The organism is Hydrogenobacter sp. T-2, assembly GCF_033971325.1.
Lineage (GTDB): Bacteria > Aquificota > Aquificia > Aquificales > Aquificaceae > Pampinifervens > Pampinifervens diazotrophicum.
Genome location: NZ_CP117180.1, coordinates 449,665 through 463,870 on the forward strand (window position 1 = coordinate 449,665; position 14,206 = coordinate 463,870).

Consider the following 14,206-nt stretch of genomic DNA (forward strand, 5'->3'; position numbering starts at 1 on the left):
GAATATTTTAATAGAGCTTTTTGCAGTCTTCCCAAAAATACGAGGCTTTAGCGATTGGAAAGTTTATTGACCTAAACTCCATAAAGTCTTTCTCCACCCTGAGTTTAAAACTTTTCCACCTCAAAGGCTTTTCCTCTATTTGGTATTTAAACTCCGACCTCAGCTGTGGATTCCTTACCCTAAAGGCGTAGGCTTTGCCTCCCACATACACATAGCCGTAGGCAATGTTTTCCCTCTCATCGTAAAACCTAACCGCAGAAAAATCCTCACCTAATAGGAAAACATGCTCCCTATGGACTAAAAGAGATTTCCTTACTCCACTTTTATCTTCGCCCTCACCCGCTATAAGTGTCGCATCCGAGTTTACATGCCTAAAGTAGTCAAAGCCTTGCCTTCTGTATAAGAGGCTTTCAAGCCCTTCAATACCCACTACAAAGCCTTCTGAATCTCCTTCTATTTCAAACCTTCCCACCGCCCAGCTTCCGTTGGTATATCTAAGATAGTCATTCTCTTTCCATGTGCTTCTCAATGCCCTAAGCGGTTTCATCTTAGGGTTCATCCAGAGGATAAAGCTGTCATAGTTACCTTCTTGTCCTATCCTTCCCACCAACACATAACCCCTGTCAAACTTAGCAAGGCTATAGGCGTAAAGGTGTTCACCCACGGATAAAGCCCTGCCCTTTTTGTTTTTTAGGTCCACAAGGAAAAGATGCCACAGCTTCTCTTTTGCACCGCCTACCGCATAATTACAATCCGTTTGCCAAAGTATGCCCTTGGGACCTACGAAAGAACGCACCCTTCCAGAAGCCTTCTCATAAAATAGGAACAAAGCCCTATCTCCCGAGTGTCCTACCGCCGCGTAAACATGACCACACTCCTTAACGCTATACAAACCTTCGTCCCCCTTGCCACCTAATATAAGAGCAATTCCCTTCTCCTTATCCACTACAAGAGCCTGATAGCCCTTACCTTCTTTGAAAACCCTTCCCACCAAAACTTGACCATCAGAAGCAAAAAAGGCACTGTTATATAGTCCTTCCGCCTGCAGAACTAAACACTCAAGCAAATTTCATCCTCTTTTCATCTTTAGTTAATTATATTTCCTCAAAAAGGAGGAAGTGCTATGAGAAGATTTCTTGCCACATCCACCCTGTTGTTAGGTTTGGCTGGCATAAGTGGTGCAGGTGATAGGGTTTACCTCTCCTTTGGAGTGAATCTTGGATATCCTTCCTGCCCAGAAAAGAGGGTTGTCTATGTTGATAGAGGTCCGGAGGTGATTGTAGTAAGACCCGCACCTGTTTATTACTATGCTCCCTACGAAAGGGTGCTTATAGTGGAAAAGCACAAGCCCAAACACAGGAAAAAGCACCACGGCTGGGACTGGTAAAACTTACAAACGTGTAACTAAGTTAAATGAAAGACCCTTCTTGACCTCTTTCATACAGGGTTATATACTTTGAGGGAGGAGGTGCAACCATGAAAAAGGTTCTAATACTTACAGGAGACGCAGCGGAAGCCCTTGAAGTTTTTTATCCCCTTTACAGGCTCAGAGAAGAAGGCTACGATGTAAAGGTTGCAACGCCTGGGAGAAGGGTTCTTCAGACAGTGGTTCATGATATGGAGCCCAATGTGATGGAAACATACACGGAAAAGCTGGGATACAAACTGGAAGTGGATATGAACCTAAAGGATGTAAACCCCGAGGAGTTTGATGCCCTATTTTTGCCCGGTGGAAGAGCTCCAGAGTATGTGAGGACACACCAGAAGGCTTTGGATATCGTTAGGCACTTCTTTGAGAAAAACAAGCCTGTGGCTACTCTGTGTCATGGACCTCAGCTTTTGGTGGCTGCGGGTGTGCTGAAGGGTAGAGGGGTTAGTGCCTTCTTTGTTCTAAAGCCAGACATTGAGATGGCAGGTGGAGAGTATGTGGACGGTGTGGTGGTAGACGGAAACCTTGTGTCTGGAAGGGCTTGGCCAGACCTGCCTGAGATAATGAGGGAGTTTCTAAAACTTTTGAGAGGGTGAGGTATGGGAAGGGTGTTGGTGTTGTATGATAGTAGGACTGGAAATACGAAGAAAATGGCACAGCTCGTGGCGGAGGGAGCAAAAAGGGTGGAGGGAACAGAGGTAAGATTACTGCACGTGGACGAGGCAAGCAAAGAAGATGTGCTTTGGTGTCATGGGCTGGCGGTTGGGACGCCTACCAATATGGGCATAGTCTCTTGGAAAATAAAAAGGTTTTTTGATGACACCATCGGAGACCTCTGGGGGCAGATAGACGGTAAAATTGGCTGTGCCTTTTCCTCTTCTGGCGGATGGGGTGGTGGCAACGAGGTGGCTTGCTTGTCTGTCCTGTATATGCTTATAAACTATGGCTTTCTGGTCTTTGGGCTTACGGACTACACGGGCAAGAAGTTTACACTACATTACGGTGCGGTCGTGGCAGGTGAGCCAAGAAGCCAAGAGGAGAAGGAAGCCTGTCTTCGCTTAGGTGAAAGGCTCGCTCAGTATGTGGCGGTGCTATACGAAGGCAGAAGGGAGCTTATAGACCACATAAGGAACTTTGGAGGCAAGTTTCCATGGTAAAAGACTTTGAGTTAAGGATAAATGGCAGGGTATACAGGGTTAGAGCCTTTGAGGATGAGCCTCTTCTCTGGGTTATTAGAGAAAGGCTTCGGCTAACAGGCACGAAGTTTGGATGTGGTATAGGTGTGTGTGGTGCTTGCACCCTTTTGGTGGGAAGGCAGGCGGTCAGGTCTTGTCTTTTACCAGTTAAGGATGCGGTAGGAAAGGAGATAACCACCATAGAAGGACTTCCCTCAAACCATCCTCTCAAAAGGACATGGATTGAGCTTCAAGTGCCTCAGTGTGGATACTGTCAGCCTGGTCAAATAATGGAAGCCTACGCCTTGCTTTTGGAAAACCCAAGACCCACGAGGGAGCAGATAGTTCAGAGGCTTTCTTCTCACCTTTGCAGGTGCGGAACTTACAACAGGATAGTAAGGGCGGTGGAAAGGGCGGTAGGAGGAAGGACATGATAACAAGAAGAGACCTTTTAAAGTTGAGCGGTCTTACCCTCTCTGTTATGCTAATGCCTGAGGGATACAGAATCTTAAAAGCTCAAGAAGTGCCAAGAAGGTATGCACCAAACCTTTGGATAAACCTCTCAAGGGACAACTACCTTACAGTGCTTGTTAACAAGTCGGAGATGGGACAGGGTGTGTATACAGGGCTTGCCATGCTTGTTGCGGAGGAATTGGACTTTCCTTGGGAAAGGGTAAGGGTAAGACCAGCACCTGCAGGAAGGGCTTATGTGGACCCTAAGATGGGTATACAGCTAACGGGTGGTAGCACCAGCGTAAGGAACATGTATGAAACCCTAAGGCTTGCGGGGGCAAGTATGAGGGCAATGCTTATTGCCTCTGCAAGCAAAAGGCTAAAGGTTCCTGCGGATAGGATAAGGGCGGAGAGGGGCTATCTGCTTGTGGAAGGCAAAAGGTATGCCTACGGAGAGTTTGTAGACCTTGCAAGCAAGGAACAGATACCTGCAAAACCAAGACTAAAGGAGTCAAAGGAATTCATATACATAGGCAGGTCTGTGCCAAGGATTGACGCACCAGAAAAGGTAGATGGGAAGGCGGTTTTTGGTATAGACACCTTTGAGAAAGGTATGGTTTATGCGGTGGTGGAAAGACCACCCTACTTTGGGGCAAAGGCTCTCAAAGTGGACAGCACGGAAGCTAAAAGAGTGCCAGAAGTGGTAGATATCTTTCCCATCTCCACAGGAGTGGCAATATGTGGGGAGTCTCTCTGGGCTTGTCAAAAGGCAAGACGGTATCTAAAGATAGAGTGGAGTGAGAGCTTTGTAAAGGGTTGGGAAGACAAGGACTTGGAGAAATACTTCTTGCAAAAGCTAAGGGAAAGGGGTGATGTGGTAAGGGTCAAGGGAAGCCCTCAGAGGGTCTTTGAAGGCTCTCCAGTAAAGGTTGAGGAGACCTACATACAACCCTACCTCTATCATGCCACCATGGAGCCTATGGCTTGCCTTGCATGGGTAAAGAAGGATGAGTGCATAGTTTATGCACCTACACAGTCTCAAACGTGGGTGTTGGAAACCGCAAAGAGGGTCAGTGGACTACCAGAAGGCAGGATAAAGGTCATAACCACCTACCTTGGCGGGGGTTTTGGAAGAAAAGCAAATGTGGAGTTTGTGGCGGAAGCCCTTGAGATTTCCAAAAGGCTTTCAAGACCCGTAAAGCTCATATACACAAGAGAGGATGACATAAGCTCTGGCTACTACAGACCCTACAGTGCCACTCATATCAAAGTCTCTGCAGACCAAAGGGGGAACATAAACTCTCTTAGCTTTAAGATAGCGGTTCAGCCACTGCTTGGTGGGAGGGCTTCAGTGGAAGGAGTGGAAAACACACCTTATAACATTCCCAACCTTTATGTGGAAAGGGTTGACGTGGAGCTTCCTATAAGCGTATGGTTTTGGAGGTCTGTGGGGTCAACCCACAACGCCTTTAGCCTTGAAACCATATTAGACCGCATAGCCTATCAGACAAAACAAGACCCGGGAGAGCTAAGGCTAAAGCTCCTAAGGGATAACCCAGTAGCCTACAAGGTAGTCCAGACTGCCATGGAGAGGTCTGGCTGGGGCAGGAAGAAAAACCTTGGCATAGCCTATCACTACTCCTTTGGAAGTCATGCCTGTCATGTGGCGGAGGTGGAGCTTGACGCAAAAAGTGGACAGGTCAAGGTAAAAAGGGTGGTGGCGGTCATAGATGTGGGTCCTGTGGTAGTCCATCCAGACCTTATACGCTCTCAGGTAGAAGGCTCTGTAGTCATGGGATTGAGCATGGCTCTTAAGGAGAAGGTGAGCTTTAAAGGCGGTGGTGTGGAAAACAGCAACTTTGGGTCTTATGGGCTTTTGACCATGGATGAAACGCCAGAGATAGAGGTTCATATTCTTACCTCAAATCGTCAAATGGGTGGTGTAGGAGAGCCGGGGCTTCCACCAACTGCACCTGCGGTTGCCAATGCACTCCTTTGGGGCTATGGCATAAGAGTAAACAGACTTCCCATGACGCCAGAATACATAAAAAGCCTGCTATGAGGGTAAACTTGCCCTTTCTCCAGCACTTGGGTGCAAGGCTTTTGCATATAAGCTCAGGGGAGGCAAGGCTTGGGCTTTTGGTGGAAGATTATCACCTTCAACATCTTGGCTATGTGCACGGTGGTGTTATATCAAGCCTTGCGGACAACACAGGCTGGTTTGCGGTCATCTCTGACCTGCCAGAGGATAAAACCTCTGTAACCATTGAGATAAAGGTAAATTATCTTAAGCCTGCTGTAAAGGGTGAGCTTTTGGCAGTAGGAAGGCTCTTAAAAAGGGGCAAAAAGGTAGCCTTTGCGGTGGTGGAGGTTTGGCAGGGTTCTGAACTTGTTGCCTACGCCACAGGGACATATGCGGTGCTGGAAAACAAAGGAGAAGTTTAGCTGGAGTTTTCCTCTTGGCATTCTAAGGTTTTGATAGACATAGCTTCCACATACTTTAGACCCCATTTATGTATGGCGTTAAATACATCCTCAAGGCTCTTGCCTATCTCTGTTAACTCATACTCTACCATAGGTGGCACCACAGGGTATACGGTTCTGCGTATAAGTCCACAAGCTTCAAGCTCTCTTAACTGTTTTGAAAGCATCCTTTGAGTAATCCCAGGTATAGCCCTCTGAAGTTCTGAAAATCTCTTCTTTCCATCCATTAGGTTCTTAAGAATATATAGCTTCCATTTACCGCTTAGTATCTGTATGGCAAGCTCTGCTGGGCATACTACAGAGTTGTTATTAGGTTTCATAGAGGATAGTATATAACAAAAAAGACCCTTCTTGACACGCCTGCGGAGCAGGTTTAAACTCAAAAGCAGGAGGTGGAAAACCATGAGTGTGATAAAAGGAGTAAACTTCTGGAGTTTTCTCTTTGCTTCTCAGATGGGTGGGTGGGCTATGGTAGTGCTTGATATGGTCTATGCAGGCTGGTTTGGGCTTTTTGGCATATTTCCCGGCACAAAGGATTGGGGGTGGGTGCTAAAACACCAGATAGATGCTACCCTTTTTGCCATACCCCTTGTGCTTCCCTATGTGTGGAGGCTTCTTCCTGGTCCCGGTCTCATAAAGGGCATAGTTTATGGCGTTCTTTGGCACATATTTGTTATGGTGGTGTCCTTTGTGGGTAGTCTGGGGGATGCCTTGTGGTTTCAAAAACCCATGCAGATGAATGCGCAAATTAGCACCTTTGTGCTTCACATAGTGTGGGGTGGTCTCACAGGCTTTCTATACAATCCACCAGAAAGGGAAGAATAAGCATGGCAAGACTTGTAAAATTCACAGGAAAAGGTCCATACAAACTTCAGATAGGGGAAGAGACCTATTATCTGTGCCAGTGTGGGCTCTCTAAGAAGTTTCCCTTCTGTGATGGCTCTCACAAAAGAACAAGGGATGAAGAGGAAGGAAAGCTATACCTATACGATGAAAATTCAAGGGTAGAAATAAAGCCATAGGAGGTTGCCATGGAAAACTTTAACAGGGAAAGGGCAAAAGAATATCTAAGAAGGCTTGAAAGCCTAAGCCAGATGATATACGCCTGTGCGGAGGAAGCGGAAGAGTGTGCGGGCTACGCTCCAATGGAAGGTTGTGGAAGGTTCATGAAGGCTCTTATGGAAGACCTTAGAAAGAACCTTGAATCGGTAAGGGAAACTATAGACTACTGGAAGTATCAACTTCAGGAGGAATAGATGGCTTTTAAGTTTCCAGAAGAAAACTGGCAGGTGCTTCTTTTGCCAGAAAGACAAAGTTGGCAAAACCTTGAGGACTTTTTCAAAGTAGCAAAGCCAAACAAAGAGGAGGTTTGGGCAGATATTGGGTGTGGTCCAGGATACTTTACCATACCCCTTGCGGAAAGGGTAAAAAAGCTCTATGCCATAGACCAGTCAGGCTTTATGTTAGATAGGTGCAGAGAAAGGGCTAAAAGCCTTAGAAACATAGAATATATCCAGTGTGGAGAAAACCGTATACCTCTTGAGGACAAATCGGTGAATGTAAGCCTTCTCGCAAACCTATTTCATGAACTTTTAGAGCCCAAAGCCTTTATGGAAGAAGTAAACAGGATAACCACCCACAGAATAATCCTCATTGACTGGCATCCCATACCATCACCCGCAGGACCACCCCTTGAGGATAGAATTCCAGAGGAAAAGGTCATTGACTTTATGCAAAAAGAAGGCTTTAAACTCATAGAAAGCCACGCCATATTTCCATACCATTATTTTTTAATCTTTCAGACAAAGGAGGTATAAGATGGTATGTGTGATTTACGCCCATCCAAACCCAAAGAGCTTCAACAAGGCTATAAAGGAAGTTGTCCTTGAGACTTTGTCCGCCAAGGGTGTTCAATACAGCTTGAGAGACCTATATGCTCTTGAGTTTAATCCTGTCTTGTCCGCAAGGGATTTTGAAACCTTTCTATCGGGTGGCGTGCCAGAGGACATAAGAAGGGAGCAGGAGATAATAAAAGGTGCAAAACTTTTGGTCTTTATATATCCCATATGGTGGACAGGCATGCCTGCAATCCTAAAGGGCTACATAGATAGGGTTTTTAGCTACGGTTTTGCTTACGAAGAGAGAGATGGAGAGCTTGTTGGACTTCTCTCTGACAAAAAAGCTTTCATAATAAACACCCTTGGAGCTTCTGAGCTTGACTATAGACCCTCAGGCATGGAGGAGTGCCTAATAAAGACCACGGATATTGGCATTTTCAAATTCTGTAGTATTGAAGTAATAAGACATCTTTTCCTGTATGCAGTGCCATACGTAAGCGACGACGAAAGGAAAGCTATGTTAGACAAGGTCAAAAAACAGCTGGAGGAAGTGCTATGAAGGAATGTTTAAGGTTAATCACAGAAAGGAGGTCTATTACCTTCTTTGACCCAGCGAGAGATGTGCCAGATGAAATAATAAAGGAGATACTTGAGGTTTCCGCAACCGCACCCTCTGGCTACAACCTTCAACCATGGGAAGTTATAGTGGTAAAGGATAAGGAGAAAAAGAAGAGGCTAAGGGAAATATGCTACAACCAACAAAAGGTGGAAGATGCCAGTGCAAACATAGTGCTTATTGCCAACACAAGGGCAGGCTTTGAGCATGTGGACAGAGTTTTGCAAAGCTGGGAGGAGCTGGGCTATATAAAGCCAGAGGCAAAAGAGAGCCTAAAAAGCCAAATTATAGCAGGTTGGCAAGACCCTCAAAGAGCCTTCAGAAAAGCGGTTAGAGACACAGCCCTTTTCGGTATGACTATAATGATAACTGCCAGAGCCTATGGGCTTGAGACCCATCCCATGGAGGGCTACGACGAGGCAAGGCTTAAGGAATTTTTGCAGATAGAAGACTACAAGGTAGTGCCTATGATAATAGCCATAGGATACAAGGACCCATCCAAAGGGCTTTTACCAAGGGCTTACAGGTTTAAGTTTGAGGAGTTTGGAAAGATAGTCTAAATGGAATACTTTCTTTTATCCTTTTGCTCTGCCTTTTTGGCAGGAGCTATAAACTCAGTTGCAGGTGGTGGGACGCTCATTACCTTTCCCACACTCCTGTGGCTTGGGCTTGACCCAGTGGTTGCCAACATAACAAATACAGTGGCTCTCTGGGTAGGCTCCCTTTCTGGTGCTTTTGGCTTTAGGAAAAGGATACAGGAGGTAAAAAGCCTTATTCTGCCTTTTCTTATCTCTTCTACTGTAGGTGCGGTAGTGGGTGCGGTGCTTTTAATAAAAACACCCTCTCAAACCTTTAAGTCCATAGTGCCCTTTCTCATATTCTTTGCGGTCTTTATGCTTGCCTTTAGCGAGGTCATACGAAGATTTTTGGCTAAGTTTGTAATTCAAGAGAAAAACCTTCCTTTGCTTTTGCCTCTTTTCCTTCAGTTTATAACCGGCGTATATGGAAGTTACTTTGGTGCAGGCATAGGCATAATGATGCTGGCAAGCCTAACGCTTTCTGGAGTGCATCACATACATACCGCAAATGGGCTAAAAAACCTTCTTGGCTTTTCTATAAACCTCCTTGGTGCTTTTATTTTCATATTTAGTGGTAAAGTAAGTTGGGCTTACGCACTTTTTATGATGCCGGGCTTTGCTCTTGGTGGATATGCAGGAGCAAAAATCTCTCAAAGGTTCAAGCCAAAGGTGGTAAGGTTCTTTGTAATAGTGTGGGGGCTTTTCATAGGAATTTACCTGCTTTTGGTAGAATAGTCATATGCTTAAACTAAGAAGGGCAAAAAAGGCAAAAGGCGAGCTAAGAGTTCCTTCAGACAAGTCCATATCCCATAGGGCGGTAATATTCTCTGCCATAGCAGAGGGTGAAAGCCACATAAAAGAGTGGTTAGCTTCCGAAGATACAAAGGCAACCTTAGATATAGTAAAAAGACTTGGCGTGGAAGTAAAGAGAAAGGGAAAGAACCTAAGGGTAATTGGAAGGGGATACCAGTTTCGTGAGCCACTTGAGGTGCTTGATGCCAAAAACTCTGGCACTACCGCAAGGCTTATGATGGGGGTGTTAGCCACTCAAGACTTTTTCAGTGTCATAACGGGGGATGAAAGTCTAAGGCAAAGACCTATGCTAAGGGTTGTAGAGCCTCTCAGACAGATGGGAGCCTTTCTTGATGGAAGGGAAAAGGGAAACAAACTTCCTGTGTGCATAAGAGGTGGTAAGTTAAGGGGTATTTCCTTCTTTAATAGAAAGGCATCCGCACAGGTAAAGTCTGCCCTTTTGCTTGCAGGGCTAAGGGCGGAAGGATACACGGAGGTTTTAGAGCCTGTCCTTTCAAGAGACCATACAGAAAGAATGTTAAGAGCCTTTGGTGTGGAGATTATTCAGTTAGAGGGGCAGGAGGGTCATGTGGTAAAGCTCACGGGAGGGCAAAGCCTTAAAGCTACTGAGATATTCTGTCCTGCGGACCCATCCTCTGCGAGCTTTTTTATCGCTTTGGCTTGTCTTCTTGAAGGCTCGGAGCTTGTCCTAAAAGATGTCCTTGTAAATCCTACAAGGGATGGCTTTTTTAGAAAACTCAGACAGATGGGAGCGGACATAAGGTATGAAAACCTAAGGGAGCTATCTGGAGAGCCAGTGGCGGACGTTTATGTTAGGGACAGTGGAAGACTAAAGGGTGTGGAGGTTTTGCCGAAGGAGGTGCCTTCCATGATAGATGAGATTCCTATTTTGGCAGTGGTTATGGCTCTTGCGGAAGGAAAGTCTGTGGTAAGGGGTGCTCAGGAGCTTCGTGTAAAAGAGAGCGACCGTATAAGGGCAGTGGTTGAAAACCTTAGGTCTATGGGTGCAAAAGTCCATGAGCTTGAAGATGGCTTTGAAATAGAAGGCGTTGAAAACCTCAAGGGTGCTACCATAAGGACCTACAAAGACCATAGGATAGCCATGGCTTTCTCCATAGCGGGGCTTGTAGCGGAGGGAGAGACTGTGATAGATGAGCCCGAATGTGTAGCCATTTCATACCCAAACTTTTACAAAGACCTTGACTATATTATAAAGGGATGACAGTGGAAGAACTCCTTTCAAAGATGCGAGCGGTCTTTACTCCAGAGCAGGTGGAGGTGCTTACTGAGTTTATTAAGTTTTTAGACAAGTTGGTGAAGGCTACCGACTTTATGGAAGTAAAGGAGGCTATAATCCGACTTGAGAACTCCATTGAGTCTTTGAGAGATGTGGTCAGAGAGCTTGCTCAAAACCAAAGGAAAGTGGATGAAAGCCTCTTGGAGCTTAAGGAAGTCCAGAAGTTAAATGAACAAAGGATAGCAGAACTTGCGGAAGCACAAAGAAGGACAGAAGAATCAATTAGGGAACTTCATGAGGCACAGAAGATAACCGAGCAAAAGATGGCAGAACTTACAGAGGCTCAAAGGCAAACACAGCAAGCAATCAAAGAACTCACAGAAGCTCAAAGAAGAAACGAGGAATCAATCAAGGAACTCCGTGAAGCACAAAAGATAACCGAACAAAAGATGGCAGAACTCATAGAGGCTCAAAGGAGAAGTGAGGAAGAGTTTAGAGAATACAGGAAAATAACAGAACAAAAGTTCGCAGAGCTTGCAGAAGTTCAAAAGAGGAACGAGGAAGAACTCAAAGAATACAGAAAGATAACTGAGCAAAAGTTTGCTGAGCTTGCGGAATCTCAAAGGGAAATGCAACAAGCAATCAAAGAACTTACAGAAGCTCAAAAGAGAAATGAGGAATCGGTCAAGGAATTGCGTGAGGCACAGAAAATAACCGAGCAAAAGATGGCAGAACTCATAGAGGTTCAAAAGAGAAGTGAGGAAGAGTTTAGAGAATACAGGAAAATAACCGAGCAAAAGTTTGCTGAGCTTGCAGAGGCTCAAAGGAAAAATGATGAATCAGCCAAAGCACTGCGTGAGGCACAAAGGATAAGTGAGCAAAAGCTCGCTGAGCTTTCTGAGGAATCTAAAAAAACTCAGATGGTTTTTAAAGAGTTTATGGAATCTCAGAGGGAACTTAACAGAAAACTTGGTGGCATAGACCAAACAATGGGTTATATGCTTGAAAATGAAGCCTATAGGAACTTGCCTGGCTACCTTGAGAGAAAGTTTGGTATAAAGGTTCACACTCGCATAATAAGGAAAGAGGTAAATGGAAAGGAAATAAACCTTTTGGCGGAGGGAGAAAGGAACGGAGAAAGGGTTTTAATAGTGGGCGAGGCAAAAAGCAGGTTAGCCATAGGACCAGAAAGAGCCAAGGATATCTTTGAGGAGTTAGAGGATAAAATAAGGGCTGTGCTTGAGGAGTATAAAGAATACACTGAGGAGAATGTAGTGCCAGTCATAGTTACTCACTTTGCCAGTAAAGGCTTTCTGGAAGAGGCGGGCAAGCAAGGATACATAGTGGTTCAGAGCTTCGAATGGTGATTAGAAAGGCAAAGTTAAAGGACGCAGGAGAGATATATAACCTGATAAACCATTATGCCAAGGAAGGCATCTTACTTCCCAGAAGCCTTAACTCCATATATGAGAACATAAGGGATTTTTGGGTCTGTGAAGAGGGTGGCAATCTTATAGGTTGTGCGAGTCTCCATATAGTCTGGGAAGACCTTGCGGAGATAAAGAGCCTTGCGGTAAGCGAAGAGCATAAGGGTAGGGGCATAGGCACTATGCTTGTGGAGGCGTGTTTGAAAGAGGCGGAAGAGCTCGGTGTTAAAAGGGTCTTTGTCCTCACCTACGCTCATGACTTTTTCTCAAAGCTAAACTTTGAAGAAGTAGAGAAGATAAAACTACCTCACAAGGTCTGGGGTGAGTGCATAAACTGTGTTAAATTTCCTTCTTGCGATGAGATAGCCATGTGGATAGACCTTGAAAAGGTCAGTCTAAAGCATGATGCCAAAGTTTAGTTATATAACATCAAAGGAAAGGCTTTTTGGTGTATACGAGCACCTCAAAGGGGAAAGATACCTGTTTTTTGACACAGAGGTCTCTGGTGACAAAATAAGACTTGCTCAAGTGGGAGGTAAGGAAGATATATTCATACTGGACCTTTTTGAGCTTGGTCAGGAGGGCGTGCTTTTCCTAAAAAAACTGCTTTCTGAAAGAGGTATAGTGGGGCATAATTTGAAGTTTGACCTTAAATATCTATACGCCTATGGAATAGAACCTTATGCGGTCTTTGATACCATGATAGCGAGCCAACTTCTTGGGAATACAGATAAGCACTCCCTTCAAAAAGTTGCCATGCACTATTTGGGGCAGGTTTTGGACAAGGGGCTTCAGGCATCAAACTGGGGACAACCTTTTCTCGGAAAAGAACAGCTTGAATATGCTGCTTTGGACGTTAAGGTGGTGAGAGACCTTTTTTATCTTTTTCTTGAAAAACTCAATGAACAAACTCATAGGGAAGAGATTCTGCTAAAGACGAGAACTTCAAAGGTTTTCGGGCTTACCAATCCAGTTGCCATAGTGGAGATGGCTTTTGTGCAAGAGACCGCAAAGTTAGAGATGGTGGGTATACCAGTGGACAGAGAAGAGTTGGAGAAAAAGTTAAGGGAACAGGAAAAGCTACTCCAGAAAAAGGTTATGGACTTTATGTTTCGCTACAGGACAGACCCTATGTCTCCTAAGCAAGTGGGAGACCTTCTCACAAAACGTTTTGGTCTTGACCTTCCAAAAACAGAAAAGGGTAATGTTTCTACCGATGATAAGGCTTTGGCGGAGTATTCTCTACATCCTGTGGTTTCCGAACTTCTTGAAATAAGAGCTTTAAAAAAGACTATAGAAAAACTCCAAGAGATAAAAGAAAAACTTAAGGGCAACAGGGTATATCCTGAGTTTAAACAAATAGGTGCTATAACCGGCAGGATGGCGAGTATGAACCCAAACGTGCAAAACATACCAAGAAATCTCAGGAGCATCTTCAAGGCAGAAGAAGGCAAAACCTTCGTTATAGCGGACTTTTCTCAGATTGAGCTAAGGATAGCAAGCGAATACGTGGGGGAGGAAAAGATGATTCAGGCATTCATTGAAGGCAAAGACCTTCACCGCTACACCGCAAGCGTCTTTTTGGGCAAACCAGAAGACCAGATAACAAAGGAAGAGCGTCAGCTTGCAAAGGCGGTAAACTTTGGTCTCATATACGGCATATCCGCAAAGGGTCTTGTGGAGTATGCAAAGACATACGGAGTAGACCTCTCTCTTGAAAACGCAGAGAAAATAAGAGAGAGCTTTTTTGGATACTACACTACCATAAGGGCATGGCACGAGAGAGTGAAAAGAGAGCTAAAGGAGTTCAAGGAATCAAGGGGGTATACACTGCTTGGAAGACCTTATATCGCTCACACTTTCCCAGATGCGGTTAACTACCCTATACAGGGCACGGGTGCAGACCTTCTTAAACTCTCCGTCCTCATGTTCGATGCGGAGCTTAGAAAAGAAAACCTCAAGGCTAATGTGGTTAACCTTGTTCATGACGAGGTCTTGGTGGAATGTGAGGAACGCATAGCGGAGAGGGTCAAGGAGCTTTTAGAAAGGGCGATGAAACATGCGGGCAAGATAGTGCTAAAGCGTGTTCCAGCAGAGGTAGAAGTTTCTATAAACAAAAGGTGGGAAAAGGATTAAAATTATTAAACATGGGGAGG

19 protein-coding genes are annotated in these 14,206 nt (G+C 45.0%); 17 read left to right on the forward strand and 2 right to left on the reverse strand.

Annotated features, from left to right (window positions below):
* Positions 1-7: 7 nt before the first annotated feature.
* Complete coding sequence (locus IAE16_RS02685) at positions 8-1,066, reverse strand: hypothetical protein (RefSeq protein WP_323701179.1); 1,059 nt, start codon at positions 1,064-1,066, stop codon at positions 8-10.
* Positions 1,067-1,123: 57 nt separating this feature from the next.
* On the opposite strand from IAE16_RS02685, the gene IAE16_RS02690 reads away from it, so the two are divergent.
* The 6 genes from IAE16_RS02690 to IAE16_RS02715 all read left to right on the forward strand — a co-directional run bounded on the left by IAE16_RS02690 (position 1,124) and on the right by IAE16_RS02715 (position 5,502).
* Positions 1,124-1,387: a hypothetical protein gene (locus IAE16_RS02690; protein WP_323701180.1), complete on the forward strand. Its 264-nt coding sequence runs from the start codon at positions 1,124-1,126 to the stop codon at positions 1,385-1,387.
* Between the two features lie 89 nt (positions 1,388-1,476).
* Entirely contained in the window at positions 1,477-2,025 is a 549-nt protein-coding gene (locus IAE16_RS02695; RefSeq protein ID WP_323701181.1) for a DJ-1/PfpI family protein, read from the forward strand.
* Positions 2,026-2,028: 3 nt separating this feature from the next.
* Complete coding sequence (locus IAE16_RS02700) at positions 2,029-2,586, forward strand: flavodoxin family protein (RefSeq protein WP_323701182.1); 558 nt, start codon at positions 2,029-2,031, stop codon at positions 2,584-2,586.
* Positions 2,580-3,038 (forward strand): (2Fe-2S)-binding protein, encoded by a 459-nt coding sequence (locus tag IAE16_RS02705; protein ID WP_323701183.1) that lies wholly within the window; start codon positions 2,580-2,582, stop codon positions 3,036-3,038. Before IAE16_RS02700 ends, IAE16_RS02705 begins: the two co-directional genes overlap by 7 nt.
* Complete coding sequence (locus IAE16_RS02710) at positions 3,035-5,119, forward strand: xanthine dehydrogenase family protein molybdopterin-binding subunit (RefSeq protein WP_323701184.1); 2,085 nt, start codon at positions 3,035-3,037, stop codon at positions 5,117-5,119. Before IAE16_RS02705 ends, IAE16_RS02710 begins: the two co-directional genes overlap by 4 nt.
* Positions 5,116-5,502 (forward strand): PaaI family thioesterase, encoded by a 387-nt coding sequence (locus tag IAE16_RS02715; protein ID WP_323701185.1) that lies wholly within the window; start codon positions 5,116-5,118, stop codon positions 5,500-5,502. The genes IAE16_RS02710 and IAE16_RS02715 overlap by 4 nt, the downstream gene beginning before the upstream one ends.
* On the opposite strand, the gene IAE16_RS02720 is transcribed toward IAE16_RS02715, so the two are convergent.
* The gene (locus IAE16_RS02720) at positions 5,499-5,861 is read right to left on the reverse strand and encodes a winged helix-turn-helix transcriptional regulator (protein ID WP_323701186.1); all 363 of its coding nucleotides are present in this window, start codon (positions 5,859-5,861) and stop codon (positions 5,499-5,501) included. The two genes, IAE16_RS02715 and IAE16_RS02720, sit on opposite strands and share 4 nt — an antisense overlap.
* A gap of 82 nt (positions 5,862-5,943) precedes the next feature.
* Here IAE16_RS02720 and IAE16_RS02725 point away from each other — a divergent pair, with 82 nt between their 5' ends.
* The 11 genes from IAE16_RS02725 to IAE16_RS02775 are packed head-to-tail and all read left to right on the forward strand — an operon-like array spanning position 5,944 to position 14,186.
* On the forward strand, positions 5,944-6,366 hold the full coding sequence (locus IAE16_RS02725; RefSeq protein WP_323701187.1) for a hypothetical protein: 423 nt from the start codon (positions 5,944-5,946) through the stop codon (positions 6,364-6,366).
* Positions 6,367-6,368: 2 nt separating this feature from the next.
* Positions 6,369-6,563, forward strand: a complete 195-nt coding sequence (locus tag IAE16_RS02730; RefSeq protein WP_323701188.1) for a CDGSH iron-sulfur domain-containing protein — start codon at positions 6,369-6,371, stop codon at positions 6,561-6,563.
* A 9-nt stretch (positions 6,564-6,572) separates the two neighbouring features.
* A complete protein-coding gene (locus IAE16_RS02735; protein ID WP_323701189.1) occupies positions 6,573-6,797 on the forward strand; it encodes a hypothetical protein in 225 nt (74 codons plus the stop codon).
* Entirely contained in the window at positions 6,798-7,358 is a 561-nt protein-coding gene (locus IAE16_RS02740) for a class I SAM-dependent methyltransferase (protein WP_323701190.1), read from the forward strand. It begins immediately after the preceding gene.
* Position 7,359: 1 nt separating this feature from the next.
* Positions 7,360-7,938: an NAD(P)H-dependent oxidoreductase gene (locus tag IAE16_RS02745; RefSeq protein WP_323701191.1), complete on the forward strand. Its 579-nt coding sequence runs from the start codon at positions 7,360-7,362 to the stop codon at positions 7,936-7,938.
* Complete coding sequence (locus IAE16_RS02750; RefSeq protein ID WP_323701192.1) at positions 7,935-8,555, forward strand: nitroreductase family protein; 621 nt, start codon at positions 7,935-7,937, stop codon at positions 8,553-8,555. Before IAE16_RS02745 ends, IAE16_RS02750 begins: the two co-directional genes overlap by 4 nt.
* On the forward strand, positions 8,556-9,308 hold the full coding sequence (locus IAE16_RS02755) for a sulfite exporter TauE/SafE family protein (protein ID WP_323701193.1): 753 nt from the start codon (positions 8,556-8,558) through the stop codon (positions 9,306-9,308). It begins immediately after the preceding gene.
* Positions 9,309-9,312: 4 nt separating this feature from the next.
* Positions 9,313-10,608: a 3-phosphoshikimate 1-carboxyvinyltransferase gene (aroA, locus tag IAE16_RS02760; RefSeq protein WP_323701194.1), complete on the forward strand. Its 1,296-nt coding sequence runs from the start codon at positions 9,313-9,315 to the stop codon at positions 10,606-10,608.
* The gene (locus IAE16_RS02765; protein ID WP_323701195.1) at positions 10,605-11,990 is read left to right on the forward strand and encodes a DUF8196 domain-containing protein; all 1,386 of its coding nucleotides are present in this window, start codon (positions 10,605-10,607) and stop codon (positions 11,988-11,990) included. Before aroA ends, IAE16_RS02765 begins: the two co-directional genes overlap by 4 nt.
* A complete protein-coding gene (locus IAE16_RS02770; RefSeq protein ID WP_323701196.1) occupies positions 11,984-12,469 on the forward strand; it encodes an N-acetyltransferase in 486 nt (161 codons plus the stop codon). Before IAE16_RS02765 ends, IAE16_RS02770 begins: the two co-directional genes overlap by 7 nt.
* Positions 12,456-14,186: a bifunctional 3'-5' exonuclease/DNA polymerase gene (locus IAE16_RS02775; protein WP_323701197.1), complete on the forward strand. Its 1,731-nt coding sequence runs from the start codon at positions 12,456-12,458 to the stop codon at positions 14,184-14,186. Before IAE16_RS02770 ends, IAE16_RS02775 begins: the two co-directional genes overlap by 14 nt.
* The last annotated feature ends 20 nt before the right edge of the window (positions 14,187-14,206 follow it).